The following is a 23456-nucleotide window of genomic DNA, read 5'->3' as shown; positions in this document are numbered from 1 at the left end:
GGAGATAACATGGGAAGTTTAACTCTAGATCAAGCACTCTCCGTCATTGACGGTACCTTTCAGGCAGGTTCCAAGAGCAAAAGCGCACCGCTCACGGTCGCCGTTCTCGACAGTGGAGGGAAACTCATCTCTCTGCAACGCCAAGATGGTTCTAGCATGATGCGACCAGATATCGCGATTGCTAAAGCTTGGGGCGCACTAGCGCTCGGGTGTTCTTCGCGAAAGCTCGCTCAGGATGCCGACAATCGACCTGCATTTATCTCCGCTGTTAATGTTCTCGCACACGGTAATATGGTTCCCGTTCCAGGCGGATTGCTCATTCGCGATGCCGAAAAAAACATTCTTGGCGCGGTCGGGGTCAGTGGTGATTTATCTGATATCGATGAAAGCTGCGCACTCGGGGGAATTGACCACGCCCAGCTTTATTGTGATGACGCCGTCTCTTAGTACTGACTAACAAAGCTAAACAAAACGCCCTCAGTTGCACACGCAAATGAGGGCGTTTTTCTATTTCGTATTTTCGAAGAGATTACTCGTATTGAGTCAGCCAGCCTTTCAAAATAGTGTTCATCTGTTTCTTCTGATTAGCATTAATACCTTTAACCAACTTTTCCTGTACTGCGGCGTGCTCTTCAATAATTTTGTCGATCAGCACAAAACCATCTTGGCTTAGCTCAACCGTCACACTACGACGGTCTTCTTTGCTGTGCTCGCGGCTGATCAAACCTTTAGACTCAAGCTTATCTAATCGGTTCGTCATCGCGCCAGATGTCAGCATCATAGAATCAATCAGCTCTGAAGGGGTTAAGCGAAAAGGTTTACCACTACGACGCAAAGTCGCCAACACGTCAAACTCCCCAAGTTTCAAGTCATAGCGCTTATGTAGCTGAGCCACTTCTGTCTCCATATACTTGGCAATGCGCATCAATCGACCCATTATCGCCATAGGTTCAGTTTCTAGCTCTGGCTTTTCCTTAGCCCACTGGTCTACTACTCTATCAATAGCGTCCATGAATATTTGTCTCCAGTAACAAAATGCTGTTTTGAATATCTTAACATAAAGATACTTTACAAACAGCGCTTTTAGGCGTACATTCCTCACAAAAGTATCTTAACGTAAAGATAGTTGTTATGAATATATTACTTGCCATGATTCCGGCGTTCTTTTGGGGAACCACTTATGCCGTCACGCAATACACACTTGCAGACTGGCCTCCCCTATTACTGGGTGCGATCCGTGCGCTACCAGCCGGACTTCTGTTGTTGGCATTTAAGCCAAGCCTGCCGAAAAAAGGCGACTGGCAGATTTTGTTTAGCTTAGGATTGATCAATATTGCGACCTTCTTCGGGCTAATCTTTGTCATGGCGCTGACGTTGCCTTCTGCCATTTCTGGCGTCGGCATGATCTCAGTGCCTGTATTTGCGATGCTCTACAACTGGCTGATCAACAAACATCGCCCAGGCTTGATTCAGTCGGTATGTGGTGCCACCCTGATCGCACTCGCTTGGATGCTGTTTGACCCAGGTTCAATTCGCCTAAATCCGATTGGTTTGGGGGCTATGCTCGCGGCGATCATGTGTATTGTGGTTGGCAGCTCGATCACTAAATCACTCGGCAATCGTATGCACTGGTGGACAGTCTTAACCTGGCAGCTCATCCTAGGTGGCGTGATCCTGTCTATCGCCGCAGGTGTTCAAGGGGCAATGGAACCGGCGAAATACGCTGCGATTTTCGACAACTTCTCAATGACCAATCTTTCTGGTTTGTTATGGGTTGTCGGGCTGAACACTGCACTGGGTTACGGTATGTATGTGTGGCTATTGCAACGCATGTCTGTGGTCGACTTTACCTTTGGGGGTATTGCCAATCCGATCGCGGGGATCGTGTCTGGGCTCGTCTTGCTCGGTGAATCCTTCACCCCATTCCAGTACAGCTTGATGATCGGCATGATTGTGATGTCTTTGTTACCTCAAGCGATACTTGCCATAAGACAAAACAGGCCAGCGCCCGCTGAATGCCAAAGCTAATAGGCACAAATTATCGCTCAAATAGCCGCGCCACTCAGCGCGGCTTTTTACTTTTTAAAACGGTTCCAGCGTGATTGCTATACTGACTAGGCTCATTTGAGAAAGGTGGAAGCAATGTGCGGAAGACTCAATGTCATCGACGATCCCTTGTGCAATATCGTCTGTGAACAGCTTGGCTTAAGTTTTAATACTCATAGCAACAACGATTTACGTCCGACAGAACAAGTAGCTTGTTTAGCCAGTGATGGTTGCAAGCTACAGCAGCGCAACCTCGCTTGGGGCATTAAGCCTGACTGGGCAAAACGAGTTATCATTAACGCCCAAGCAGAAACTGTGGCGCAGAAACCCACCTTTGCCAGTTCGTTTCAGTTCAGTCGGGTTATTGTCCCATGCAGTGGCTGGTATGAGTGGCGTGAGGAACAAGGGCGAAAGGTGAAATACCTATTTGAGCAGCCAAACAAAGGAGCTCTGTACATGGCAGCTATCGCACTCGAAAACAACTCAAAAGTGGTCACACTCACCACGAAACCCAATCCGCAATGCGCTCAATATCATCACCGCATGCCGCTACTGATTGACGCAAACCATGTTCCTAACTGGGTTACAGGAACCGTAGAGCAAGCTCACTCTTTATTGAATGTTGAATACAATCAAACATTAAGAATAAGCTAGCCTAACAGGTTAACAGGTTAACAGGACTTAGAAAATCGGCTTTTGCTTGTCTTTCACGTAGAAAAACAGACTGATAGCAACAAACAAAAACGTAAAGTAGTAGAAGAATGAAGAAAGAGACGCAATAAAGTCGATGTGTTGCTCTATCTGCTCTTCGCTATAGTTTTTAGACAGCAATTTGTAATAGTAAGCGTACAAAATACCAATCATCCCATAGCCGAGGTTAAACATTAGCCCTTTAAAGCTCAGTACTGTGGCTCGGTTGTGTGATTCGGTGTTTTTATTAAGGTGGTAGCTAATAAAGATATTCATCGTCATGATGATGAAGATTAATAGCAACGCCGGAATCACCCCGTAAATAGACCAACCTAAGCTAATCCAGTAATAAGTCGCCATCGTCGCGATGCCCATGATGGCAATAAACCTTCTCGGAGCGATGCTTTCCGCCAACTTTCGACTTTGCCCCGCTAACACAATTTGCAGCAAGCTTATCCCTGCGCCAATCAACCCAAAATAGATGATGGGGATATCGATCGCTCGATAGTACTGGCTGTTCATGGTTAAAAACATCCGTGAAGTGTGCTCAAACAGGCTGTAATAAAGCAGAATAAACAGAACATAGGGTGTGGAGATCACCCACTTACCCGTGTTCATGGTGAGCTTAAGACTTGCCATCGTCGTTGCCAACTTACCGCTATCACTTGGCAACGTCTTCTTCTCTTCCCTCATGCTAAATGCAGCGTACATGGCGATAAGAGCTACAAACAAGGTCGCATAAACAGGGATGCGCATTATATCCTGAGTCGTTTCTGGCGCTGAGAACCCCAGTAGATGATAGACATGAGCCATAAAGTTAACGTCGTACATAGCAGCACCCACCAAGGTCACAACTATGCCGACACTTGAAGCGATACGTAACTGAATCTGCAACACTCGCGGCCAAAGATCTTCTTTGCCCTGCTCTTTAAGCGTGTCATAAGCCAGTGCTTCATCGGCACCACTGGCTAATGCCATAGCCAAACCGCTCAAGACCCGATTTACCAAAAATACCATGAACACTAAGGTGGGGTTGCCAGTCGGAACAAAGGCGATCATGGCGATTTCTATAAACATGACAATTGAGGACAGCACCACCAGCTTTTTACGCCCTAGAGTATCGGCAAATGCACCCGATGGTACTTCTGCTAGAACGATGGTTGCCGCCCAAACTACATTGAGCATGGCAAACTGAGAAAGGGTCAAACCATAATCTAAGTAGAGTAAAGTGAAAACTGGATAGTAAAAGCGCGCAAAGTAGCTGCTTCGGAACATTAAGAAGCAGCGAACATTGCGGATTTGAAGGATTTGTTTGAGAGTCATTAAATACTCAGCAGATTGAATAACATAAGATTATGTATATACCCTTTTTTGATTGGACTCTAGAATCTTTACTAAGTTGACCAAATCAAGCGATAAACAGATTCCATTATTGGACAACCTCCCGACTTAAGCTTTTACACTGTAAAACAGCTACATTCCGTAACGGAATGGTTTTCCGATAGTCACCATATCGCGATGAATAGGAGCAAGCGCTTGAGCATAGTGGGCAAGCAATGACAAGGTATATTGACTACGTTGGTGCATCTCATCATCGTGTAGTTGGTGATTTTGGGTCATCAGCGTTTCGATATTGCGAAACATCAGATGATCAGGCAAAAAACAGGCATGGTTGTTTTTGCTGCCAGTCATACGTAATTCACTTATCGGATAGACACCATTCACACTGGCAGAAACACTCACTAGCAATACAGGCTTGTGCGCTAGCTCTTCATCAGTCGTTAACAGCAAGAAATTCTTAATTGCAGGTGTCGCCATTCCATGCCACTCAGGCGAGATAAGAATCACTGCATCAGATTGCCTTAACATTTCTGCAATAGGGGGCCATTGCTGCCACTCTTCGGATTGCTGCCAAACACCTTCATTCCAGAGCGGCAAATTAAGCTGATGTAAATCCAAGATATTGATAGTTTCAAAGTGCTTTTCAGATAATGATTCTAAATAGCGAGCGACGTTTAAGCTCTGCGAATTGTCACGCTGGCTGCCAGATACGATAGTAAGATTCATATTAGTTTCCTTCTAGTGATCGAACGGTTGGAGTTTGATTAGATAGAGTCGATTTTCCTGAAGAGTGATGGCTTGCAAGTACAATAGAGACTAAAACCAGTAATGCTCCAAGCAACTGAAATACCGACAAATGCTGGTCGAGAACGATATAACCCAAGATACAAGCAGAGACACTGCTTAAAAAACCGAGAAATGAGACCGTAGTGGTAGGCAGCTGATCAATGCCTCTAAACCACAGAAAATACCCAACTACGGCTCCGATAACACTCAGGTATAAGTAACCCAGAGCGTTCATTAGCGTTAGTTGATGAGGTACCCCCTCAAACCATATAGCAACTGGGAGCAGCATTAATCCACCAAACAGGAGCTGCCAACCCGTAAAATTCAGCACAGACATACCTATAGGTCTGCCCCATTTTTTAGTCAAAACGACCCCGCTCGCCATGCTTAACGTTCCAACATTCGCGACAATGAGACCGACTAAATCTAACTTCGCGGTACTATTTAGGACCAGTAAAGCGATTCCAAAGATGCCCACTACTGAGGCGATTAGCTGTATTGCTGACACCTTTACACTGAGTAACCACCAACTCAGCAATATCACGACAACAGGTTGAATCGACATCACCATAGCGGCCATACCACCCGGTAAGTAGGTCGCTGCAAAAAATAGGCAATAAAAGAACAACCCAATGTTCAAAAATCCGAGTACCCCAAGTCGAGCAAGCCACACTGAGCTGGGTAGCGTTTTACCAAACAATACGAGCAACAAACCTGCCGGTAGGGCTCTAATCGTTGCAGCGAGCAAAGGGCTTTCCGCTGGCAGTAACTCTGTCGTCACTATGTAAGTACTTCCCCATACGATAGGGGCGAATGCCGTCAACACTATGGTTTTAATCTGATGCAAATCCTTCACTAGAGTCTCTCCATATAACCTCAATAAAAAGTATCTTTTGCAAAAGATACTTTTTATAAAGTAATGGCAACTTAACTTTTGATCAAGTATCTTTTTAAAAAGATATTTAGATGAGAGATAAAAATGCCATCAGATAGTGTCGATTTAATTTTGGCTCAATGGAAACAAGCAAGACCCGATTTAAACTGCTCGTCGATGGGAGTTGTTGGCCGCTTGCGTCGCACAAGCAATCTGTGGAAGTCGAAGATGGACAGCGTGTTTAAGCAACATGGACTAAGCAGCATTGAGTTCGACATCTTAGCAACAATGCGCCGTAGCGATGCCCATGGCATTACCCCTACAGAGTTATATAAAACTCTTATGCTGTCTTCTGGGGCAGTGAGCACTCGGATAGAACATTTGGTTAAGCAAGAACTTGTGGAGAGAGTTTTCAGTGAACATGACAGACGCAGCTGTAAGGTGATTCTAACCAATAAAGGCATTGAACTTGTCGATAACGCCCTGAACGATCACGTCGACAATATGAACAATATGCTTAGCGCTCTAAACCCAGATGAACAAGATCAATTTGCCAATCTACTACGCAAAGTACTGTTATCTGAAGGTAAACAATAGCTACCCCAAAATCGATTTCCGACGAACTCACAGCAGAAACATAGAAGACATTTATTTTCTATTTAATCAATAACATGAACCCACTGAAAAGCGGTTCTTGTTTACCGAAACTGTATGTAAACATTAGTTGTTCTCGAAATGCGATAACTAAGAAACCAACTTTATTATTGGCATATGCCAGTAATAAATCGCTATAGTGCTCTAAATTTCAACGAGTTTTGGAGCCAGCATGATCTACGCAATTCCTTGTACTAACAACGCAGTAAGTAATCACTTCTCTCGCTGCCAGCAAATCGCCATCATTGATTCCATCACGCGGAAAACACAGTACCTCTCTATCTCTAAGGATGAATCTTGTTGTAGTGCCAAGAAAAAGTGGCAACAGGTTATCGCTGGTTACAAAGTAGACGTAGTTGTAGTGAGAAACATTGGCCAAAATATGCTCAAAGGGCTGTTTCAATCTAAAGTTAAAGTGTTAGCCACAAAAGCGAAGCAAGATGTTCACGACATCAATTTTGCCGAGCTGATTGCAGTAGAGAGTTTGGATTACGGTCGAATATCACCAAAGAAAAAAGCTTGTGGCAAAAACAACGCCACTCTCGCTTTGGCACGGTCGCAACCAAACTGGCGCTCAATCCGGAGGATTAGACGATGACGTTACTACTTACAGTACTTATTTTCGTGAGCTTTATAGCCTTAATGGCGATCGGGGTGGTGTTCTCTCGCCGACCAATTCAAGGCAGTTGCGGTGGTTTATCGCAACTAAACATCACTAGGGAGTGCGACTGCAAAGATGCGTGTGAAGGGACAAAGCGCACGCTTTATCAAATCAAAGAGCCTGAGTAGCTCAAGCCTATTGAAGTTTTAGGGCATGACCTTGGATGATGCTACTAGCAACCTTTTGCCTAGCGCGTTTAATGATGTTTCCAAACGTTTGGCGCGACACCTGCATTTGCACAGCGGCATCAATCTGATTCAATCCTTCTTGATCGGCAAGTTTCAGTGCTTCTAATTCATCCGGCAACAGCTCAACAATCTGCAACTCATCCATAGTCACACCATTGGGTTTGTAAAAAGCATGAGCTGCATGAGTGCAAATGTGACGATGTTTCTTAGGACGGGCCATGATCAAGTTCCAACACCAATTCAATGATGCTTCAAAGTTGCTTAGCCTGTAATTGTAACAACCTAACCAATTCGAAACCATGTGAATCCAAAGGTTGCATTTATCACACCTCTTCTTTAGGGTAAAAGCATGACATATTTGTTTAGCTACACCTCTCCAGTTTGTTGCTGCTGTAATCGCTTCGATATACGGCGGCTTTCGTGTAGCTATTAGTTAGCAAAAATCTATACCTAATCACAGGCCGCTGATGTTCTCATCCGCGGCCTTTTTGTATTTGAAGGAACAATCTATGACCTCAGCGACCCTTTCGTTATTTGACACTATGGCTCGTGAACAAAGACCATTTAAGTCCATAGATAGCAATACCGTAGGCCTTTATGCTTGTGGTCCAACCGTATATGACTACGCTCACGCGGGTAACTTACGTACCTACCTTTTTGTCGATACCTTAAGACGCGTGTTGTCACTCAATGGGTATCAAGTAAATCACGTTATGAACATCACAGACGTTGGCCACCTGACTTCAGATGCCGACACTGGTGAAGACAAAATGGAGAAAGGCGCTAGAAAACAAAATAAGTCTGCCTGGGAAATAGCGAAATATTTTGAGCAAGCTTTCCTAACGGACTTAAAGCAGCTCAATATCTTGACCCCAACCACCATCTGCCGAGCAACAGAGCATATCCAAGAGCAAATAGACTTCATCACTGAACTTGAAGAGAAAGGCTTCACCTACCAGACCCGTGATGGAGTCTATTTTGACACCAGTAAATTAACTGAATATGGTCGACTCGCACGTTTGGATACATCAGGTTTAGAGGCCGGAATTAGGGTCAACATGGCTGATAAAAAACTGGCGACAGACTTCGCATTGTGGAAACTTTCTGGCAAGCAGGCAAGGCAAATGGAATGGCCTAGCCCTTGGGGTGTTGGATTTCCTGGCTGGCACATCGAGTGTTCCGCAATGGCGGAAAAATACCTAGGAGAGCAATTCGACATTCATGTCGGCGGCGAGGATCATATTCCTATCCATCACACTAACGAGATCGCGCAGTGCCAAGCAAAAAACGGACGCATACAAGCAAACTATTGGCTTCACGGTTTTTTTCTACAACTTAACAAAGAGAAAATTTCTAAATCTGGCACTTCTTTGCGCCTAGAAGCATTACTCGAGCGCGGATTTGAGCCCTTAGCCTATCGTTACCTTACATTAACGAGTCACTATAGAAGTCATCTAAGCTTTACTTGGGAGAGTTTACAAGGAGCGCAAACAGCACTAAAACGACTGAGAAACAAGGTGGCTAAGCTAGCAGATAACGGGCAGTTGATAGAGGAATATAAGCTGCGTTTTATCCAACTCATCAATCAAGATCTAAATATGCCAAAGGCTCTCGCTTTGTTATGGGATGTATTAGACAGCGCCTACCCTAGCCAAGATATAAAAGCTACTGTGTTGTTTTTCGATAAGATATTCGGCCTGAATATTGACCATATTGAAGAGGTTGTAGTACCCGACGAGGTCATAAAGCTTGCCGAAGAGAGGCTGGTACTGAAGCAACAAAAACGCTTTGCGGATGCCGATAAGATCCGAGAACAAATCACAGCACTTGGATACCATGTTGCCGATAAAGGCGACAAGTTCGAATTTACTCCGCTGTAATAACGTCACTAACGCGCAGAAAGGCTCAATTGCTTTCTGCGCTCTAGCGCTTTAACTCGATAAATTACGCAGTTTTGGATCGTCGGTTAGGTATTCAACAAACTCAATCTCAAATCCTGCAGGATCAACGAAGTAGACATTTTTACGGTAAGGTTCATCAGCGCCCGGCTTAGCGATAGGATAACCCGCTTCAACCAATCGGCCGATCACCGCATCAATGTTGTTGGTGACATAAGCAAAGTGGGCTAGTCCTACCTGATGGCCTGCCAGTTCTCGATTATTTCCTTCACCGTGATCACTCATTGCAATATATTGGTATTCATCGCCGAAATGCAGCCAGTTTCTCGGTTTGCCACTCCACTCTCCCTGTCCTTCATCTCGCACCGACCAATGTGGAAATGCCGCTTGATAGAACTTCAACATCTCAGGGATGTCCTTAACCACTAAATTAACATGTTCTAGTTGAATCATTGCTTTCTCCTTATCAATTCCTAGCCAACAAGAAGCATGCTAAAACCTCAACTAAGGTTGAGGTAAAGAACTTTTTTTAGATTTTTAATTAAAAGTTGAACAAAACTTGGGAGAGCTAGAGAGAGCGATGACAATATTGATGAATCTATGAAGCGGTCATGTAAAAACAACCCACTACCTCATTGGTTGAATCAATAATTTTTCCGCTTAATGTTGCTTCACAGTAGAGAAAGGAAATATTGATATCTCTAAGACGTCCATGAAATAAAACATGACGTTTCAAAATATCACTATTGAGCTGATGAAGTGTTGATTGCCAAGTGATCTCATTTTCCAATAAGTTAAATGTAACTATCATAAATCCTTATTGTTTTCGTTTTTCTGTTTGCTACGGTTCTGTTGAAACCAAAAGCGCTTACGGCCGATTGAACGTGACATATTTTGCCTTTATATATTTTAAGTTTCTGACAAGTAATAAAACCATTACCTAATATCAGAGGAATAGATTACTAAATTTATAATGAGACGAAGAAGTCCAATAGCGCAACGACAAATACAGAGAGGAGGTATAAGGAAATATTGGGGATTTCGAAAAGATGTTATAAATAGTATTTCTAGATTGAATGAAGTTGTGCAATTAGCAGGTTGCCACTTGCACCCTTGCTAAACGTTATAGTACTGAAACGTTAGCTGCTTGAAGGCCTTTCTGACCTTGCTCTACTTCGAAAGACACTTTTTGGCCTTCAGCTAGAGTCTTGAAACCTTCAGAAGCGATAGCACGGAAGTGTACAAATACATCTTCGCCACCGTTGTCTTGAGAAAGAAAACCGAAACCTTTAGTTTCGTTAAACCATTTTACAGAACCATTTACTTTGTTAGACATATCATGTCCCTTATTTAGTAATAATAAATTTAATTCGCAGAAATGCGATGCACTAGGAGCTTGAATTATTTAATGTATCTATGAAGCTAAGGGAAACACAGAGGATAACAAGAGGAAATTCTGAGGGTTTACTTTACAACTGGATGTTTCATTTAATAACTCTGAACAACAGAGCGATGGCATTATTTGTGTTTTTTAGACAATTGTAAAGAACTATTTTGATTATTTTTTAGCTAACAACATTAGCGCTCCATCAATAAAAAAACGTAAAAGGTGATCGCCTCTCTTTATCACTCTTCTACGCTTTAAAAACCTTAAGCTTGTTCGATAGGTTTAATCACTCGACACGGGCTACCTGCTGCGACAACGTTAGCTGGAATGTCTTTGGTGACGACACTACCCGCTCCAACCACGCTGTTTTCACCGATGGTGACGCCAGGGCAGACAATCACACCACCGCCAAGCCAAACGTTGTCGCCAATAGTAATCGGTGTACCAAACTCGACGCCTTCTTCAACACGACCTTTCACGTCGAGCGGGTGACCTGCCGTGTAGATTTGTACGTTAGGAGCAAAGAGGACGTTATCACCGATATGAACTTCAGCCACATCCAACACCACACAGTTGAAATTAGCGTAGAAGTTTTTGCCGAGTTTTATATTCGAACCATAGTCACAACGAAATGGAGGTTCTAGGTAAGCGTCTTTAGAATCAGGGATCAGAGTATCAATCGCGCTGCGCCACTCTTCGGTATCTGGAATACTATTGTTGAGCTTTTGCAGAACTTTACGACATGAAATTCGTTCGTTGTATAGCTCTTTGTCCCACGCATCATATGGCTCACCAGCGAGCATTTTCTCTTTTTCGCTTCTCATATCACTTACCAGTCAATCTTAAAATTACCATCGAAATATCGCATACCAATGTCAGCTTATAAAAAGATTAAATCACTAACTTAACGCAGCGTGTGGTAGGTCACTATTTGCGTCATACCGACGTAAACAAATGGTTGTAAGTAATTACTCACTGTTATGTTTTCAAGGGTTACGATTAGCCTTTAGCCGCTTTTGATAATAACAATTCGTAGAAGCATTTGGCGGCAGGGCCAGTTTTGGCTCCCTTAGGAAGCGTAATATGCAGCGGGACTTGATACCTTTCATTGTGCTCGACTTTAAGCACCTTAAGCTGGCCTGTGTTTCTTAGCTTGATGATGTGCTCTGGTAAACGGCAAAAACCGACGCCTTGCTCCACTGCTCGAAATGCATGATCAAAATTATCGACGGTTATCCGCTGATTAGCTTTTAACCAACCGACATTTTGCTCTTTATTCTCAATCTGAGTAGCCCCCAGATCGCGAATGACAACTTGGCAATGAGTGGCAAAATCCGCCATACAAACCTGACTTTGACTTGCGAGTGGGTGCTTACTTGAGACAACGGGCAACATACTCGTCATCGAAAAAGCTTGAGCCGGATAATTGGTCACCGGCAAGGTAATAATCGCAATATCCGCTTGCTCGCTGGTCACCATTTCGGCCGTTTTAGATAAAGATGTCTCTACTACTTGAATCGAGGTAATACTGTTTCGACTAAGATACTCTGCCATCGGTTGATAGAGCAGGCTCGGGTCGCAAAGGTGATCCATCGCGACTGTAATCTCTGACTCGACACCCGCTGAGATTTGTTGGCTTAAGTCTTCCAACTCTCTTGCCTGTTCAAGCATACTGCTCGCTCTTCTAAGCAGTGAACGACCATGCTCTGTGACTGTGGCACGTCTTCCCTTAACCTCCACCAGCTTAACGCCCAGTTGATCTTCAAGCTTTTTGATCGAGTAAATCAAGGTTGTATGGCTTTTGTTTAAAGCCGAAGCCGCGGCTTGAATACTGCCCGCCCGATCCACTTCTTTCAGCGTAACCCATTGCTCAAGGGTACTTTTCAGTCTCATTGCATAACCTGTCAATTTTTTAGACATTTATACACAACATTATGAACTTTTCTGTTCAATTTATATAGACAACAATATCTCCATCGAACGGAAACACGCGTTCACAACAGACAACAATCGGAGAAACTAAAATGAAAATACTACAAGTCGATTTTGAATACCATGGCCCTATGGGCGCAGAGATGTCTAAAGCATTGGTTGGTCTAGCGGAGTCAATTAATCAAGAACCCGGTATGATCTGGAAAATCTGGACAGAAAACGAATCTGAAAAGCTAGGTGGTGGTATCTATCTTTTCCAAGATGAGGTCAGCGCACAAAATTACCTAGACATGCATGCTGCGAGACTGAAAAAAATGGGCGTAGGAGAAGTACGTGGCGTTATTTTTGACATCAATCAGCCACTGACTGAAATCAATCGTGGGCCAGTAGGTCTGTAAGGAACCGCTATGACGAACAGACTGTTTTTAACCTTACACGGCAGCATCTACACTGTGTTTGCACTAGCACTGTTTTTTCTGCCAACCATGATGTGGCCAATGTATGGCGTTGAGATTAACGATAGATACGCTTACTTCCTCTCACAACACACAAGTATCTTTCTCGGAGGCGTAGCGGCAGTAAGCCTGTTTCTAAGAACAATAGAGCACAGAGAGACAATGCAACAGCTACTCAAAGCGCTGCTTGTCACCAATCTTCTCGGTGTCGTAATAACTGGCTATGCTGGATTTACAGGGATCTTTGTCGGCTTCGGTTGGAGCGATCCGGCCTTCTTTGCTCTTTTGTCACTATTAAGCTATCGACAGCTGAGAAAAAAATCATAACTCCAAAGCTATTTGCGCCTCATGTAAGGCGCAGATACGCTCACCTCGCCTTTTGTATTCAACCTGCGTAGAATACGCGCTCTTTTCCCATTCACGAGCAACTATAGGCAGTCAGTTTGCACACAGTAGAACACCTTAAAAGCGGAGAGCTTGCAGGCATTCAGCGTCTTCAACTTTCTGAACAATTAACCGAGTTACCACAAGAGATCTTAGCCTTAGCTGATACGTTGGAAATTCTCGATGTTTCAAACAACCTTTTAAGTGAACTGCCGGAATGGCTCACTGAATTAAAGCAACTCAAAATAGTGTTTGCTTCCAATAACCGTTTCACACGCCTTCCGCTTGTTCTCGGACGGTGCGAAAAGCTTGAGATGGTTGGCTTTAAAAGTAACCAAATTGTTCGTGTCGCCGAAGAGTCATTGCCAGAGCAACTTCGTTGGTTAATTCTGACTGATAACCAGATCACTAAGTTGCCAGAGTCTTTGGGTTATCGCCCGCGCCTGAAAAAATTGGCCTTGGCAGGTAACAAACTGACATCACTACCCAACAGCTTTAGCCAGTTGCTCAACTTAGAGTTAGTACGCCTGTCTGCAAATCAACTTGAGCGCTTCCCTAGCGTACTACTTGAGCTTCCTAAACTGGCGTGGATGGCTTTTGCAGGCAACCCTTTCTGTGAAAGAACTAGTCTTGAAGAGAGTGTTCCACAAGTTGCTTCAAGCGCTTACAAGCTTAATCAGGTTTTAGGGCAAGGGGCTTCTGGGGTGATCTCTCACGCGGATTGGCTCGACGCCGATTTCGACTTCCCAGCCCATGTTGCAGTAAAAGTGTTTAAGGGAGACGTAACCAGTGATGGTTATCCTTGCGATGAGTTGCAAGCTTGCCTGCAAACAGGTCACCACAACAACCTTGTGAAATCTATCGCGCAAGTAAACGAGGACAATCACCTTGCCCTAGTGATGGAGTTGATCCCAGATAGCTACTTTAATCTTGGTCTACCACCAACATTGCAAACCTGTACACGAGATGTTTTTAAACAAGACTTCACTCTTTCGATCAGTCAGATTGAAAAGATTGTCGACCAGATGATGGATGTGTTTAATCACCTGCATGACAACAAGGTATGTCATGGTGACCTCTACGCGCACAATGTGTTGATCAATGAACAAGGTGAGATGATATTTGGCGATTTTGGTGCCGCATCAGTCTACGACTACTTAACCGAAAGCCAACAACGCGGTATTAGAAAGGTTGAAGCCCGCGCTTTGGGGCACTTTATTGATGATCTACTTTCGGTGTGTAAGCCGATCGAAACACAAACTGCGGCCTACAAAAGCTTAAAGAACCTCGCCCTAATCACTGGCTAAACTGCTTTACAAAGAGCGCTAGTATTCCATGTCTATTAGCGCTCTAAATCACGGTCAATCTCTTGCTGAAGCGCTTCAAGTTGCTCAAGTACAGTGAGAAACTTCTCCCCAAAATCCGTCACCTTATATTCCACCCTTGGCGGCAATTCGTTGTATACCACTTTATCTAGAATACCGAACTCTACATTACGCTTTAGACATTGGTTCAGAACCTTAGTCGACAGCCCATCAACACTACGTACCATCTCTCCAGGACGATTGATGCCTACAGCAAGCAATTGATAAACCGTTAGTGACCATTTGCAGCCATAGATGGTTTCAACCATCCGAGCGCTACTTTGAGGAGCGACTTTCCTCGAAAATTTTTTCTCTTTGTTATTCATAAAGATGTACCAATAAGTACCTACCCCACCAGTTAGTACTTACTATCTAACGCCTTGGTATGTGGATAGTATAAGTACCAACAAAATAACCAAAACGATAAGAAACTGGATTATTCTTATCTAAATAATCCCATTACTTGATGCCGATAACACTGCCTTCAATTGAGCAAGTAACGGGAAGGAGAAAAGTATGCTCAATATGAATTTTGCTGAGCGAGTCGTGATTGATACTCAGTCTATGCCTTGGATCGCCAGCCCTGCCCAAGGTGTTTGGCGTAAACCACTCGAACGTGAGGAAGCAGAATCAGGCCATACGACAAGTATCGTGCGCTATGAAGCAGGCTCTCAGTTTAAAACCCACCCTCACCCAATGGGTGAAGAGATCTTTGTATTAGAGGGGGTGTTCTCCGATGAAAATGGCGATTACCCAGCAGGGACTTATTTACGTAACCCTCCGGGCAGTAGCCACGCTCCATTTAGCGACAAAGGCTGCGTTATCTTAGTCAAACTAAATCAATTTGATGCACGCGATAGTGCGACAGTTCGAGTCAATACAAACAGACAGCAATGGCTTGCGGGGATTGGTGGCCTTGAAGTGATGCCCCTACATGACTTTGAGCATGAGCATGTTGCCTTAGTTAAATGGCCAGCCGGAGAAAGGTTTCAACCACATAAGCATTTTGGTGGTGAAGAAATCCTTGTGCTCAGTGGCAAATTCTCCGATGAGCACGGGCAGTATCCAAAGGGCTGTTGGATACGCAGTCCGCATATGAGTGAGCACTTTCCTTACGTCGAACAAGAAACCGTGATCCTAGTGAAGACAGGCCATTTGCCACTGGTGGTTTAACTCAATGTAAGGGCATCGGCTTAGCGAATGCCCTTGTTAAAAAGCAATCATCGACCACCCGCTATATCAATAAAAGAGCCGGTGACGAACGACGCTTCATCAGACAGTAGCCAAGCAATTGAGTTCGCCACTTCTAATGCCGTTCCTCCGCGTCCCAACGGAAGTTGTGGCCCAAGCCTATCTACGCGTCCTGGCTCCCCCCCATCGGCATGCATCTCAGTGTAAATACAACCTGGCCTGACACCATTAACACGGATATTTCGCGACGCAAGCTCAAGTGACAGCCCTTTGGTTAACGAGTCCATCGCGCCTTTAGAGGCTGCGTAGTCTACATATTCAAATGGCGCTCCTGTTCTTGACGCAGCAGAAGAGACATTTACGATAGAGCCATTACTATCAAGTTGATTGATAAACGCCTTACAGCACAAAAAGCAACTTATGACATTGGCATCCATTACCTTCTTGAATCGTTCTAGGTCAATCTCGCTCAAGGTTGATTGAGTAAACAGAATTCCTGCATTGTTCACCAAATGAGTGACCGTGCCATAGCGCTGGATAACTTGGGCAAACATAGCTTCAACTTGCTCTTGGTCTGAGACATCAGCCTGAATCACGAATGCCTCTCCGCCCGCAGAAACGATCTGGTCAACCACTTCATCAGCGCGCTGGTGGTTTTTAAGATAATTGACCGCGACGGCATAGCCTTGGCTTGCAAGAAGTTTTGCGGTTTCAGCGCCAATTCCCCTCCCCGCTCCCGTTACAATAACCACTTTATCCATTTGATTTCCTTTACTCTTCAATTCCAATTGAGGTGACTTTACAGTGTAAAATCCGTTGGCTCTTGCATCTTCTCTACGCCAGCCATTAAGCGCTCTACCAACAAACTCAGCGCCTTAGGTTGGTAACGCCTTTGCTTATAAACCAAGTAGGCTTGTCTAACACTGCGTTGATACTGAGGCAGCACCCTAACTAAGTTCATCCCTTTATGCACATGTCTGAAAGGCAACGACGCCACGCCTAAACCTTTCTCTACAGCGCCACATACCGCCAAAATATCATTCACGATCAGCTTAGGTTTCACACTCATCACATCAACCAGATGCTCTTGCTCATACACGGAAATGTCTAGTGCATGATCAACGCTGACCCAGTCAAGCTGACTCAAAAAAGCAAGATCGTTAACCTCCCCTACTTTGGTTAAGTACTCAGGACTGGCAAAAAAGGCATGGCGAGCTTTAAATAAAGGTCTGGCGATCATCTCATTCATCTCTGCCAAGTCGAAAGTGATCAGCAAATCTCGGTCAGTCTGTGGTACTGCTTGCTCTTGGCTAAGCACCAAGTCGAGCGATACTTTGGGATAATCAGCCAAAAACTGCTCGACCACCTCCCCCACAAAGGCTCGATAAAAGTTGTGTGGAATAGCGAGCTTTATCTTGCCTGACACTTCCTGTGTATCAGATAGCATTTGCCCGAAGCCAGACTCAACCGATTCCATTCCACTTCTAAGCAACTCAAAGGCTTCTGAGCCACTTTGTGTTGCAACCAGCTCTCTGCCCTTCTTTTCCAATAACCGCGTGTTGAGGCGCTGTTCAAGCGCAGATAAGCGGCGTGACATGGTCGAAACCGGAAGCTGAAGCTTTTTAGAAGCCGACAGCAAAGAGCCTTCTTCCACCACACTACAAAACAAATAGAGATCATCCATGTTTCCAAATATGGAATTCATACTTCTATACCTGCTTATTTTTTTCACTATTGGATAGTTATATCCTTAAATACATCAGAACAACAACAAGAAGAGGAGAATTTATGAGCCGCAAACATTTTTGGATTTCCGCCCTGCTTTCGTCTTTGACCATGGCCATCATTATGTCGGGATTAATTTCTGGCTATAAATTGGGTTTTAGTAGCGAGTGGCCAGCAATTTGGTTAGATAGCTTTCTTCTGGCATGGCCGGCAGCGCTAACACTTAACTTGACTGTCTTACCGCAAATTAGAAAGTTGTCTAACTGGTTAGCTAGCACAAGCGCAGTCTCGCAGGCTTAAAGCGTTTAAAAAACAAAAAGGGGACCTCATGTCCCCTTGTCATATTTGTTGGTGCCATTATGGCGTGATAATACCTTGCAACTCTTGCTCTCGTTGAGCCGTTATCCAGTTGAGGCATTGCTCTTTTAACTGTGGCTCGACTGAGGCAATCAAGCGACATGTCGCATCACGATGTTTAATCCACTGTCTTTGCACTTCTCTTACATCGTCAGCTTGTGGTTTTGGCATCGCATAGTCTTCAGATGGCAGTTTAAGCGCACTCATTAGCTTTTTGTACGTCGTATTTAATTGGCTATCTGTTTCACTGAGTGGCGTGGAAACGGCCTCTATATCACCTTGAATGGCTTTATCTAGCGTTGAAAGGTAAAGATCCTTCTGCGATTGAATCGAGTCTATTATCCAAGCAGTACGCCCAGTCCCACCATGCATTTCTTCTTGCTGCGCTTTGAGCGTGACATAATCTTCCATCTCTTTATAGGCGAGATTCAACAGAGCTAGGCTCTCCCCAGGCAGTTTTTCAGTTAACGCTGAAAGCTCACTTTGGCGACGTTTCTCCTGCTCTACGGCATCCCTATCAGCGCAATACCCAGCACCCGCGCCACTGGTCACGTAATGACAAAGGTTAAAAGGCACCACTTGATCATTTTTCCAATGTTTATAGTAATCGGTCACCGCGAATGACAGCTCTGCAGGTACATCACCACCACGCGTGATCAACCAAAACACCAGCTCTGGATCGGGATTACCAAACTTACCACCTTCTTTTGAAGCTTGTTCAGCTAACTCCCATACATCGTAGAAGGGCCAATCTCCATCTTCATCCTCTACCTGATAAGTTTTAAAGAACGCATCAGGGTCACGCTCGGGGACTTCGGCAGCGTAGGTCAGTACTTGCACCTTTTCTTGTTCGTCATAGAGAGACAAACTAGGATTTGTCTGTTTGGCTTTATAGTAAGTCTCTAGTGCGCTTTTAGGGTCAGACATTCTAATACTGCCCGCGCGGAAAAAGACCTTATCTAGATAGTATTCTAAAGCCTCTTGATGGCCTTGCACCGCGGCTTGCTGCAAATGGTAGACACTCTGTTCATCCGTTAAAGTGTATTGGTAAGCAAGTCTAAAGTGCGCTTCAGCATTGCCCTGCTCAGCCGCCTGAGTAAACAAAATCTGCGCTTGTTTCGTATCGCCTGCTTCGTAGAGCTGCTGCGCTTGCGTCACGAGATCCAGCTCAGTAGAAGCAGCGGAAAACGCCAAACTACAACCCAGTACAATCGGAATAAATTTATTCATCATTGGTCCTTCAATAACAGAGTGAGCAGAATGATTGCTCTTTCGAGTTTGGTATCAGCCCTATTTTTAACACGCGAAAACAAAAAAAGGGATCGAATCGATCCCTTTTTAGTTTATCTGATTTGCAGCGCTTAACGATTACAGCTCAGCGTTGTGGTAAACCTGCTGAACGTCATCACAGTCATCAAGAAGGTCTAAGAACTTCTGGAATTTCTCTGCATCTTCACCCGCAACTGGCGTGTGAGTTTGAGGTACGAAAGTGATCTCTTCTACATCAAGAGTCAGGTCTGGGAACGCACCGTTTAGAGCAGTCTTAGTTTTGAAGAACTCAGTGTGAGGAGCGAAAACCGTAATCACGCCATCTTCAAGTTCAACGTCAGTTACGTCTACGTCTTCCATCATCAGCGTTTCTAGAATGATTTCATCATCATCGCCTTTGAACTGGAATACTGCTTGGTGATCAAACATGTGTGAAACAGAACCTTCAACACCAATTTTCGCACCTGTTTTAACGAAACACTGGCGTACATCTTGGAAAGTACGGTTACCGTTGTCAGTTAGACAATCAACGATGACGCTTGTGCCGCCAGGACCAAAGCCTTCGTAGCGCGCAGGAACGTAGTCTTCACCGCCACCACCGTTTGCTTTATCGATCGCTTTGTCGATAACGTGTGCAGGAACTTGGTCTTTTTTCGCTTTTGCGATCAGGTGCTTAAGAGACAAGTTCATGTCTGGGTCTGCACCGCCATTTTTCGCGCACATGTAAATTTCTTTACCGTATTTGGAATAAACTTTAATTTTTGCGCCAGCAGTTTTAGCCATTGAGGCTTTGCGCACTTCAAAACTTCTTCCCATCGGGATGTTCTCTCTAATTCAATTTAACGCGAAGGATTTTAGCAAAAAGCGAGCACATTTCAATTTCTCGCCTTGCAGAGGAAATGGTTACGTTACGCGACGCCCATTACTCGCTTATATTTAGCTACAGACTCTAGGAATGAAGCCTTTTCTTCTTCATCGGCAATTTTGGCTGCCTCCTGATCAATCTCATCAGGCACAGCTTTCGCTTCACGAAGCTTCCAAACCAAAAATGAGGCTTGCTTATCAAGTTCAATCTTGTTTTTTTCGCTTGCAGGGAGAGTTGACAGGTTTATCGACATAGCAAAATTTAAATCTGTAAAAATATGGGGAGGGAATATACCACACCCAACGCGAATGTAGCGAGGAATTGCAGAGGGAGTGAAGGGTTAGATCAAAAAACTCTCAAAAACAAAGGGGGGCTTTCCTGTGCCCCCCTTAGGTAATCGCATATGTGTGTCACAACTAGTGCAGAATGCCTAGTTCCTTTGCCTCTTCGATAGTTAACCCACTCTCACGAATCTCTTTTAATGCTTCGATACGACGACGAGCTTCGGCAGATTTGGCACCCTTAGTCGGCTTTTGTGACTCTACTTCTTCCGTGAAGTCCCACTTGCCAGCAATTTTACTCATTTCATCATGGTCAATAGAATTAATGGACATAATAACCTCCGAACAAACCATGCTAGGGACAGGTAATCTGTAGCAAAACCACTCGCCCCTTGTTAAGAATTTTAGTCTCATAATGTGATTGTGCTAATAGTTCAGAAACTCTTACTGTTTTTTGTATAAATAAGTTTTGCGCCGGCCGTTGTCGCACAGTACATTTAAAGGATTACCCCTACAGAAATGAAGGCGATCCGGGTCTCATTTTTTCTTCAGCGTTTTCTTCTCTAGCCCCCCAGTACTGAACACATTCTGAGCGCATTTTTCGAGTCACTTCACTGTTTTCAATCGTACTTCTTTTCACTCAAAAAATAAGAGTTAATGATAATCATTATCTTTTGTGTTTTTGAGTAAGATTATGAGTAAACTAACCAGCACGCATGCCTATCATGCAGACCCGATCATCAAGATTCGGGATTTATGTGTCGACTACATTACCGACACGGGCGACTTCAACGCGGTGAAGTCAGTCAGTTTTGACATTGGTAAAGGTGAAATATTTGGCCTTGCCGGCGAATCAGGTTGTGGTAAAAGCACCATCGCTTTTGCAATAAATCGTCTACATAAGCCACCTGCGTTTATCTCTGGCGGTGAAATTCATTTCGAGGGGCAAGACCTACTTAGGCTATCCGATAAAGAGCTCGGTGCTATCCGCTGGAGCGAAATTGCTATGGTCTTTCAAAGTGCCATGAACTCACTTAATCCCGTGTTGCCAATTCAAGAGCAATTTGCCGATGTACTGCGCCACCATAGAGGCATGAGTGAGGAACAAGCCAAAGATCGCGCGGAAAAGCTACTTGATTTAGTCAACATTCCCCGAGAGCGACTCACTGAGTACCCTCACCAGTTCAGTGGTGGTATGAGACAACGCCTGGTTATCGCGATTGCTCTATCGCTCAATCCAAAGCTAATCATTATGGATGAGCCGACTACAGCACTCGATGTGGTGGTCCAGCGTGAAATATTGCAGCAAATCTATCAGCTACGTGAAGAGTTTGGATTCTCGGTTCTGTTTATTACCCACGATTTAGCTCTGATGAGCCAATTGTGCGATCGCATTGCCATCATGCGTCATGGCGAAATTGTCGAGGTCAATCAGTCTAAGCAAATTCGCAACAACCCTCAGCACCCATATACACAAAAGCTATGGGCTTCATTCCCGAACATTCACGAAGGTAAACATCAACAGCAAGGAGCCCTCGCATGAGCCAACCCATCATTCAACTTAACAATGTGGTTAAAGAGTTCACTATTGGCGGAGGATTTGCGTCTATTGAGCGATTTAAAGCCCTGCAAGGGATAACCCTCAACCTGCATAAAGGCCGTACCTTAGCGCTAGTTGGAGAATCTGGCTGCGGTAAGAGTACTTGCGCACGCTTGATCACCAAGGTTTACCCAACCACATCTGGCGAGATCCTGTTTAACGGTAAGAACATCGATGAAATCACCAGTAAGAAAGAGCTGCTAGATTATCGCAGCAAGGTGCAAATGGTGTTTCAAGACCCATTTGGCTCGTTAAATCCAACCCAAACCATTGAGCACCATTTAACTCGTCCACTGAAGATACACAAACAAGTGGCAAACAAAGCCGATATTCCCGCTAGGCTGAAGGAGCTGATCGAGTTAGTGGAACTGGCTCCTGATACATTAGACAAGTACCCACATGAGCTAAGCGGCGGCCAAAGACAAAGGGTGAATCTGGCAAGAGCACTCGCAGTGGGCGCTGAGGTAATACTTGCTGATGAGCCGACCTCTATGCTAGATGTCTCTATTCGTCTTGGTGTCCTCAACCTGATGCAACGAATGAAGAAAGAGCTAGGTATTGGCTTTTTGTACATTACCCACGACCTTGCGACCGCGCACTACATTGCCGAAGAAACGGCGGTTATGTACAAGGGGCAGATTGTTGAATGGGGTGATACTCAAGCGATCTTAACCGATCCGCAACATCCTTACACTAAGCTACTGATCTCTGCGGTACCCGATCCAGATCTGCCATTTGGTCAATTAGTGGAAAATGAACCAAACTATTCTTTAGATGCCGATCAGATCCGTGAGCAAAGTGCGATTGTTAAAGAAGGGTTTGATCGAGTCGGACGAAATCACTTTGTAAAACATTGGGTTAAGGCAGCATGAGTCAATTAGATACGTGGGTAGAACAGATCGGGATCTGGTATCAACACCGAAAGCATGATCAAGGGAATAATCTTGAATCATTGATCCTGTCACCTCCAGAGCAAATTTGGGGGCCGTTAATTTCTGATCAACAGAGTAAGGCGATTGCCTGTTGGTTAGATGGTTGCCTGCGTATCTTTAATCATGCTCGTTACGACGAACCTGATAAAGCGTACCAATTTTTACAGCTGGCCTATAGCAGACTGCAAAATGTGGTTTCGAATCCGGCCAGTGAGCTAGAACTGAAAGATTGGTGTATGAAGCGTATGCAGCACCTGACAGTATTAAGCTTGGAGTTCTGCAATCAACAAAGTCATTGCAGCTGGCAGGAAGAGTCTCATCAATTGATCGATGCCCATGTTCAGTTTATGGCAGCCCATGCTTGGAATGAACCGCGGAACAATGATCAAGGCTTATCGAGTTTAAAGCACTAGACGTTCACTGTGTTATTCAGTGAAACCTGCTTTACAGGATAGGCTCAATACAATAACGGAAAGATGATCAAGGGGAGTTACCTTGATCATCGTTTCGCAATAATCAGGTAATCTGCTGAATTTTAGGCAAAAAAAAGCGAGCTCGGAGAACTCGCAAAATATT

The 23456-nt window shown here is 44.5% G+C and carries 31 protein-coding genes; 15 read left to right on the top strand and 16 right to left on the bottom strand.

Annotation, left to right across the window (positions count from 1 at the left end; genetic code table 11):
* The first annotated feature begins 9 nt into the window (after positions 1-9).
* Entirely contained in the window at positions 10-447 is a 438-nt protein-coding gene (locus AC6R16_RS15430) for a GlcG/HbpS family heme-binding protein (protein ID WP_004747389.1), read from the top strand.
* 82 nt (positions 448-529) lie between these two features.
* Here AC6R16_RS15430 and AC6R16_RS15425 read toward each other — a convergent pair whose 3' ends face one another.
* Positions 530-1012, bottom strand: a complete 483-nt coding sequence (locus AC6R16_RS15425; RefSeq protein WP_004747390.1) for a MarR family winged helix-turn-helix transcriptional regulator — start codon at positions 1010-1012, stop codon at positions 530-532.
* Between the two features lie 119 nt (positions 1013-1131).
* Between AC6R16_RS15425 and AC6R16_RS15420 the strand changes: the two genes are divergently transcribed.
* Positions 1132-2028: a DMT family transporter gene (locus AC6R16_RS15420; protein ID WP_500674938.1), complete on the top strand. Its 897-nt coding sequence runs from the start codon at positions 1132-1134 to the stop codon at positions 2026-2028.
* Between the two features lie 114 nt (positions 2029-2142).
* Positions 2143-2700 (top strand): SOS response-associated peptidase, encoded by a 558-nt coding sequence (locus AC6R16_RS15415; protein ID WP_500674937.1) that lies wholly within the window; start codon positions 2143-2145, stop codon positions 2698-2700.
* A gap of 27 nt (positions 2701-2727) precedes the next feature.
* Here the strand turns inward: AC6R16_RS15415 and AC6R16_RS15410 are convergent, their stop codons facing one another.
* The 3 genes from AC6R16_RS15410 to AC6R16_RS15400 form a co-directional block, all read right to left on the bottom strand.
* Positions 2728-4059, bottom strand: a complete 1332-nt coding sequence (locus tag AC6R16_RS15410; protein WP_500674936.1) for an MFS transporter — start codon at positions 4057-4059, stop codon at positions 2728-2730.
* Between the two features lie 150 nt (positions 4060-4209).
* Entirely contained in the window at positions 4210-4803 is a 594-nt protein-coding gene (locus tag AC6R16_RS15405; RefSeq protein WP_494504100.1) for an NAD(P)H-dependent oxidoreductase, read from the bottom strand.
* A gap of 1 nt (position 4804) precedes the next feature.
* A complete protein-coding gene (locus AC6R16_RS15400; protein ID WP_500674935.1) occupies positions 4805-5719 on the bottom strand; it encodes an EamA family transporter in 915 nt (304 codons plus the stop codon).
* Between the two features lie 123 nt (positions 5720-5842).
* Between AC6R16_RS15400 and AC6R16_RS15395 the strand changes: the two genes are divergently transcribed.
* The 3 genes from AC6R16_RS15395 (at position 5843) to nqrM (ending at position 7180) form a co-directional block, all read left to right on the top strand.
* Complete coding sequence (locus AC6R16_RS15395) at positions 5843-6334, top strand: MarR family winged helix-turn-helix transcriptional regulator (protein ID WP_500674934.1); 492 nt, start codon at positions 5843-5845, stop codon at positions 6332-6334.
* A 229-nt stretch (positions 6335-6563) separates the two neighbouring features.
* Positions 6564-6989: a NifB/NifX family molybdenum-iron cluster-binding protein gene (locus tag AC6R16_RS15390; protein WP_500674933.1), complete on the top strand. Its 426-nt coding sequence runs from the start codon at positions 6564-6566 to the stop codon at positions 6987-6989.
* Positions 6986-7180 carry a (Na+)-NQR maturation NqrM gene (gene nqrM, locus AC6R16_RS15385; RefSeq protein ID WP_500674932.1) on the top strand — a complete coding sequence of 65 codons (195 nt, stop codon included), beginning with the start codon at positions 6986-6988 and terminating at the stop codon, positions 7178-7180. The genes AC6R16_RS15390 and nqrM overlap by 4 nt, the downstream gene beginning before the upstream one ends.
* A gap of 7 nt (positions 7181-7187) precedes the next feature.
* Here nqrM and AC6R16_RS15380 read toward each other — a convergent pair whose 3' ends face one another.
* Entirely contained in the window at positions 7188-7460 is a 273-nt protein-coding gene (locus tag AC6R16_RS15380; RefSeq protein ID WP_004749376.1) for a DUF134 domain-containing protein, read from the bottom strand.
* Positions 7461-7749: 289 nt separating this feature from the next.
* Between AC6R16_RS15380 and cysS the strand changes: the two genes are divergently transcribed.
* The gene (cysS, locus tag AC6R16_RS15375) at positions 7750-9120 is read left to right on the top strand and encodes a cysteine--tRNA ligase (protein ID WP_500674931.1); all 1371 of its coding nucleotides are present in this window, start codon (positions 7750-7752) and stop codon (positions 9118-9120) included.
* 51 nt (positions 9121-9171) lie between these two features.
* On the opposite strand, the gene AC6R16_RS15370 is transcribed toward cysS, so the two are convergent.
* The 4 genes from AC6R16_RS15370 to AC6R16_RS15355 all read right to left on the bottom strand — a co-directional run bounded on the left by AC6R16_RS15370 (position 9172) and on the right by AC6R16_RS15355 (position 12418).
* The gene (locus AC6R16_RS15370) at positions 9172-9591 is read right to left on the bottom strand and encodes a VOC family protein (RefSeq protein WP_004747404.1); all 420 of its coding nucleotides are present in this window, start codon (positions 9589-9591) and stop codon (positions 9172-9174) included.
* A gap of 670 nt (positions 9592-10261) precedes the next feature.
* Positions 10262-10474, bottom strand: a complete 213-nt coding sequence (gene cspE, locus AC6R16_RS15365; protein WP_049845894.1) for a transcription antiterminator/RNA stability regulator CspE — start codon at positions 10472-10474, stop codon at positions 10262-10264.
* 314 nt (positions 10475-10788) lie between these two features.
* Positions 10789-11349 (bottom strand): sugar O-acetyltransferase, encoded by a 561-nt coding sequence (locus AC6R16_RS15360; protein WP_500674930.1) that lies wholly within the window; start codon positions 11347-11349, stop codon positions 10789-10791.
* 175 nt (positions 11350-11524) lie between these two features.
* On the bottom strand, positions 11525-12418 hold the full coding sequence (locus AC6R16_RS15355; RefSeq protein WP_500674929.1) for a LysR family transcriptional regulator: 894 nt from the start codon (positions 12416-12418) through the stop codon (positions 11525-11527).
* Positions 12419-12549: 131 nt separating this feature from the next.
* Between AC6R16_RS15355 and AC6R16_RS15350 the strand changes: the two genes are divergently transcribed.
* The 3 genes from AC6R16_RS15350 (at position 12550) to AC6R16_RS15340 (ending at position 14603) form a co-directional block, all read left to right on the top strand.
* Complete coding sequence (locus AC6R16_RS15350; RefSeq protein ID WP_500674928.1) at positions 12550-12855, top strand: monooxygenase; 306 nt, start codon at positions 12550-12552, stop codon at positions 12853-12855.
* A 9-nt stretch (positions 12856-12864) separates the two neighbouring features.
* On the top strand, positions 12865-13239 hold the full coding sequence (locus tag AC6R16_RS15345) for a hypothetical protein (RefSeq protein ID WP_500674927.1): 375 nt from the start codon (positions 12865-12867) through the stop codon (positions 13237-13239).
* Positions 13240-13355: 116 nt separating this feature from the next.
* Complete coding sequence (locus tag AC6R16_RS15340) at positions 13356-14603, top strand: leucine-rich repeat-containing protein kinase family protein (protein WP_500674926.1); 1248 nt, start codon at positions 13356-13358, stop codon at positions 14601-14603.
* A 35-nt stretch (positions 14604-14638) separates the two neighbouring features.
* On the opposite strand, the gene AC6R16_RS15335 is transcribed toward AC6R16_RS15340, so the two are convergent.
* Positions 14639-14986: a winged helix-turn-helix transcriptional regulator gene (locus AC6R16_RS15335; RefSeq protein WP_500674925.1), complete on the bottom strand. Its 348-nt coding sequence runs from the start codon at positions 14984-14986 to the stop codon at positions 14639-14641.
* 190 nt (positions 14987-15176) lie between these two features.
* On the opposite strand from AC6R16_RS15335, the gene AC6R16_RS15330 reads away from it, so the two are divergent.
* Positions 15177-15833 (top strand): cupin domain-containing protein, encoded by a 657-nt coding sequence (locus tag AC6R16_RS15330; RefSeq protein WP_272282232.1) that lies wholly within the window; start codon positions 15177-15179, stop codon positions 15831-15833.
* A gap of 47 nt (positions 15834-15880) precedes the next feature.
* Here AC6R16_RS15330 and AC6R16_RS15325 read toward each other — a convergent pair whose 3' ends face one another.
* Both AC6R16_RS15325 and AC6R16_RS15320 read right to left on the bottom strand, forming a co-directional pair.
* On the bottom strand, positions 15881-16612 hold the full coding sequence (locus AC6R16_RS15325) for a glucose 1-dehydrogenase (RefSeq protein WP_500674924.1): 732 nt from the start codon (positions 16610-16612) through the stop codon (positions 15881-15883).
* 38 nt (positions 16613-16650) lie between these two features.
* Positions 16651-17556, bottom strand: coding sequence for a LysR family transcriptional regulator (locus AC6R16_RS15320; protein ID WP_500674923.1), 906 nt, complete (start codon positions 17554-17556; stop codon positions 16651-16653).
* An 83-nt stretch (positions 17557-17639) separates the two neighbouring features.
* On the opposite strand from AC6R16_RS15320, the gene AC6R16_RS15315 reads away from it, so the two are divergent.
* Positions 17640-17876, top strand: coding sequence for a DUF2798 domain-containing protein (locus tag AC6R16_RS15315; protein WP_272251250.1), 237 nt, complete (start codon positions 17640-17642; stop codon positions 17874-17876).
* A 57-nt stretch (positions 17877-17933) separates the two neighbouring features.
* Here AC6R16_RS15315 and AC6R16_RS15310 read toward each other — a convergent pair whose 3' ends face one another.
* The 4 genes from AC6R16_RS15310 to AC6R16_RS15295 all read right to left on the bottom strand — a co-directional run bounded on the left by AC6R16_RS15310 (position 17934) and on the right by AC6R16_RS15295 (position 20681).
* Entirely contained in the window at positions 17934-19166 is a 1233-nt protein-coding gene (locus tag AC6R16_RS15310; RefSeq protein WP_500674922.1) for a lysozyme inhibitor LprI family protein, read from the bottom strand.
* Between the two features lie 135 nt (positions 19167-19301).
* Positions 19302-20018 carry a YebC/PmpR family DNA-binding transcriptional regulator gene (locus tag AC6R16_RS15305; RefSeq protein ID WP_008074122.1) on the bottom strand — a complete coding sequence of 239 codons (717 nt, stop codon included), beginning with the start codon at positions 20016-20018 and terminating at the stop codon, positions 19302-19304.
* A 92-nt stretch (positions 20019-20110) separates the two neighbouring features.
* Positions 20111-20320, bottom strand: coding sequence for a DUF3283 family protein (locus AC6R16_RS15300; RefSeq protein WP_038202197.1), 210 nt, complete (start codon positions 20318-20320; stop codon positions 20111-20113).
* A gap of 163 nt (positions 20321-20483) precedes the next feature.
* A complete protein-coding gene (locus AC6R16_RS15295) occupies positions 20484-20681 on the bottom strand; it encodes a PA3496 family putative envelope integrity protein (RefSeq protein WP_004746308.1) in 198 nt (65 codons plus the stop codon).
* A 361-nt stretch (positions 20682-21042) separates the two neighbouring features.
* Here AC6R16_RS15295 and AC6R16_RS15290 point away from each other — a divergent pair, with 361 nt between their 5' ends.
* The 3 genes from AC6R16_RS15290 to AC6R16_RS15280 are packed head-to-tail and all read left to right on the top strand — an operon-like array spanning position 21043 to position 23293.
* Positions 21043-21891, top strand: a complete 849-nt coding sequence (locus AC6R16_RS15290) for an ABC transporter ATP-binding protein (RefSeq protein WP_500674921.1) — start codon at positions 21043-21045, stop codon at positions 21889-21891.
* Complete coding sequence (locus tag AC6R16_RS15285) at positions 21888-22820, top strand: ATP-binding cassette domain-containing protein (protein WP_500674920.1); 933 nt, start codon at positions 21888-21890, stop codon at positions 22818-22820. The genes AC6R16_RS15290 and AC6R16_RS15285 overlap by 4 nt, the downstream gene beginning before the upstream one ends.
* Positions 22817-23293, top strand: a complete 477-nt coding sequence (locus tag AC6R16_RS15280; protein ID WP_500674919.1) for a transcriptional regulator — start codon at positions 22817-22819, stop codon at positions 23291-23293. The genes AC6R16_RS15285 and AC6R16_RS15280 overlap by 4 nt, the downstream gene beginning before the upstream one ends.
* Positions 23294-23456 lie beyond the last annotated feature (163 nt).

It is taken from the genome of Vibrio sp. R10-SG3-ISO10 (assembly GCF_059834185.1).
The sequence above is the reverse complement of the archived record's forward strand: the minus strand, read 5'-3'. Positions and strand labels throughout refer to the sequence as shown.

What these genes read in the sequence shown, in the direction of transcription:
- AC6R16_RS15430 (WP_004747389.1), top strand. Translation starts at nt 10, where the DNA reads ATGGGAAGTTTAACTCTAGATCAAGCACTCTCCGTCATTGACGGTACC.
- AC6R16_RS15425 (WP_004747390.1), bottom strand. Translation starts at nt 1,012, where the DNA reads ATGGACGCTATTGATAGAGTAGTAGACCAGTGGGCTAAGGAAAAGCCA.
- AC6R16_RS15420 (WP_500674938.1), top strand. Translation starts at nt 1,132, where the DNA reads ATGAATATATTACTTGCCATGATTCCGGCGTTCTTTTGGGGAACCACT.
- AC6R16_RS15415 (WP_500674937.1), top strand. Translation starts at nt 2,143, where the DNA reads ATGTGCGGAAGACTCAATGTCATCGACGATCCCTTGTGCAATATCGTC.
- AC6R16_RS15410 (WP_500674936.1), bottom strand. Translation starts at nt 4,059, where the DNA reads ATGACTCTCAAACAAATCCTTCAAATCCGCAATGTTCGCTGCTTCTTA.
- AC6R16_RS15405 (WP_494504100.1), bottom strand. Translation starts at nt 4,803, where the DNA reads ATGAATCTTACTATCGTATCTGGCAGCCAGCGTGACAATTCGCAGAGC.
- AC6R16_RS15395 (WP_500674934.1), top strand. Translation starts at nt 5,843, where the DNA reads ATGCCATCAGATAGTGTCGATTTAATTTTGGCTCAATGGAAACAAGCA.
- AC6R16_RS15390 (WP_500674933.1), top strand. Translation starts at nt 6,564, where the DNA reads ATGATCTACGCAATTCCTTGTACTAACAACGCAGTAAGTAATCACTTC.
- nqrM (WP_500674932.1), top strand. Translation starts at nt 6,986, where the DNA reads ATGACGTTACTACTTACAGTACTTATTTTCGTGAGCTTTATAGCCTTA.
- AC6R16_RS15380 (WP_004749376.1), bottom strand. Translation starts at nt 7,460, where the DNA reads ATGGCCCGTCCTAAGAAACATCGTCACATTTGCACTCATGCAGCTCAT.
- cysS (WP_500674931.1), top strand. Translation starts at nt 7,750, where the DNA reads ATGACCTCAGCGACCCTTTCGTTATTTGACACTATGGCTCGTGAACAA.
- AC6R16_RS15370 (WP_004747404.1), bottom strand. Translation starts at nt 9,591, where the DNA reads ATGATTCAACTAGAACATGTTAATTTAGTGGTTAAGGACATCCCTGAG.
- cspE (WP_049845894.1), bottom strand. Translation starts at nt 10,474, where the DNA reads ATGTCTAACAAAGTAAATGGTTCTGTAAAATGGTTTAACGAAACTAAA.
- AC6R16_RS15360 (WP_500674930.1), bottom strand. Translation starts at nt 11,349, where the DNA reads ATGAGAAGCGAAAAAGAGAAAATGCTCGCTGGTGAGCCATATGATGCG.
- AC6R16_RS15355 (WP_500674929.1), bottom strand. Translation starts at nt 12,418, where the DNA reads ATGAGACTGAAAAGTACCCTTGAGCAATGGGTTACGCTGAAAGAAGTG.
- AC6R16_RS15350 (WP_500674928.1), top strand. Translation starts at nt 12,550, where the DNA reads ATGAAAATACTACAAGTCGATTTTGAATACCATGGCCCTATGGGCGCA.
- AC6R16_RS15345 (WP_500674927.1), top strand. Translation starts at nt 12,865, where the DNA reads ATGACGAACAGACTGTTTTTAACCTTACACGGCAGCATCTACACTGTG.
- AC6R16_RS15335 (WP_500674925.1), bottom strand. Translation starts at nt 14,986, where the DNA reads ATGAATAACAAAGAGAAAAAATTTTCGAGGAAAGTCGCTCCTCAAAGT.
- AC6R16_RS15330 (WP_272282232.1), top strand. Translation starts at nt 15,177, where the DNA reads ATGCTCAATATGAATTTTGCTGAGCGAGTCGTGATTGATACTCAGTCT.
- AC6R16_RS15325 (WP_500674924.1), bottom strand. Translation starts at nt 16,612, where the DNA reads ATGGATAAAGTGGTTATTGTAACGGGAGCGGGGAGGGGAATTGGCGCT.
- AC6R16_RS15320 (WP_500674923.1), bottom strand. Translation starts at nt 17,556, where the DNA reads ATGAATTCCATATTTGGAAACATGGATGATCTCTATTTGTTTTGTAGT.
- AC6R16_RS15315 (WP_272251250.1), top strand. Translation starts at nt 17,640, where the DNA reads ATGAGCCGCAAACATTTTTGGATTTCCGCCCTGCTTTCGTCTTTGACC.
- AC6R16_RS15310 (WP_500674922.1), bottom strand. Translation starts at nt 19,166, where the DNA reads ATGATGAATAAATTTATTCCGATTGTACTGGGTTGTAGTTTGGCGTTT.
- AC6R16_RS15305 (WP_008074122.1), bottom strand. Translation starts at nt 20,018, where the DNA reads ATGGGAAGAAGTTTTGAAGTGCGCAAAGCCTCAATGGCTAAAACTGCT.
- AC6R16_RS15300 (WP_038202197.1), bottom strand. Translation starts at nt 20,320, where the DNA reads ATGTCGATAAACCTGTCAACTCTCCCTGCAAGCGAAAAAAACAAGATT.
- AC6R16_RS15295 (WP_004746308.1), bottom strand. Translation starts at nt 20,681, where the DNA reads ATGTCCATTAATTCTATTGACCATGATGAAATGAGTAAAATTGCTGGC.
- AC6R16_RS15290 (WP_500674921.1), top strand. Translation starts at nt 21,043, where the DNA reads ATGAGTAAACTAACCAGCACGCATGCCTATCATGCAGACCCGATCATC.
- AC6R16_RS15285 (WP_500674920.1), top strand. Translation starts at nt 21,888, where the DNA reads ATGAGCCAACCCATCATTCAACTTAACAATGTGGTTAAAGAGTTCACT.
- AC6R16_RS15280 (WP_500674919.1), top strand. Translation starts at nt 22,817, where the DNA reads ATGAGTCAATTAGATACGTGGGTAGAACAGATCGGGATCTGGTATCAA.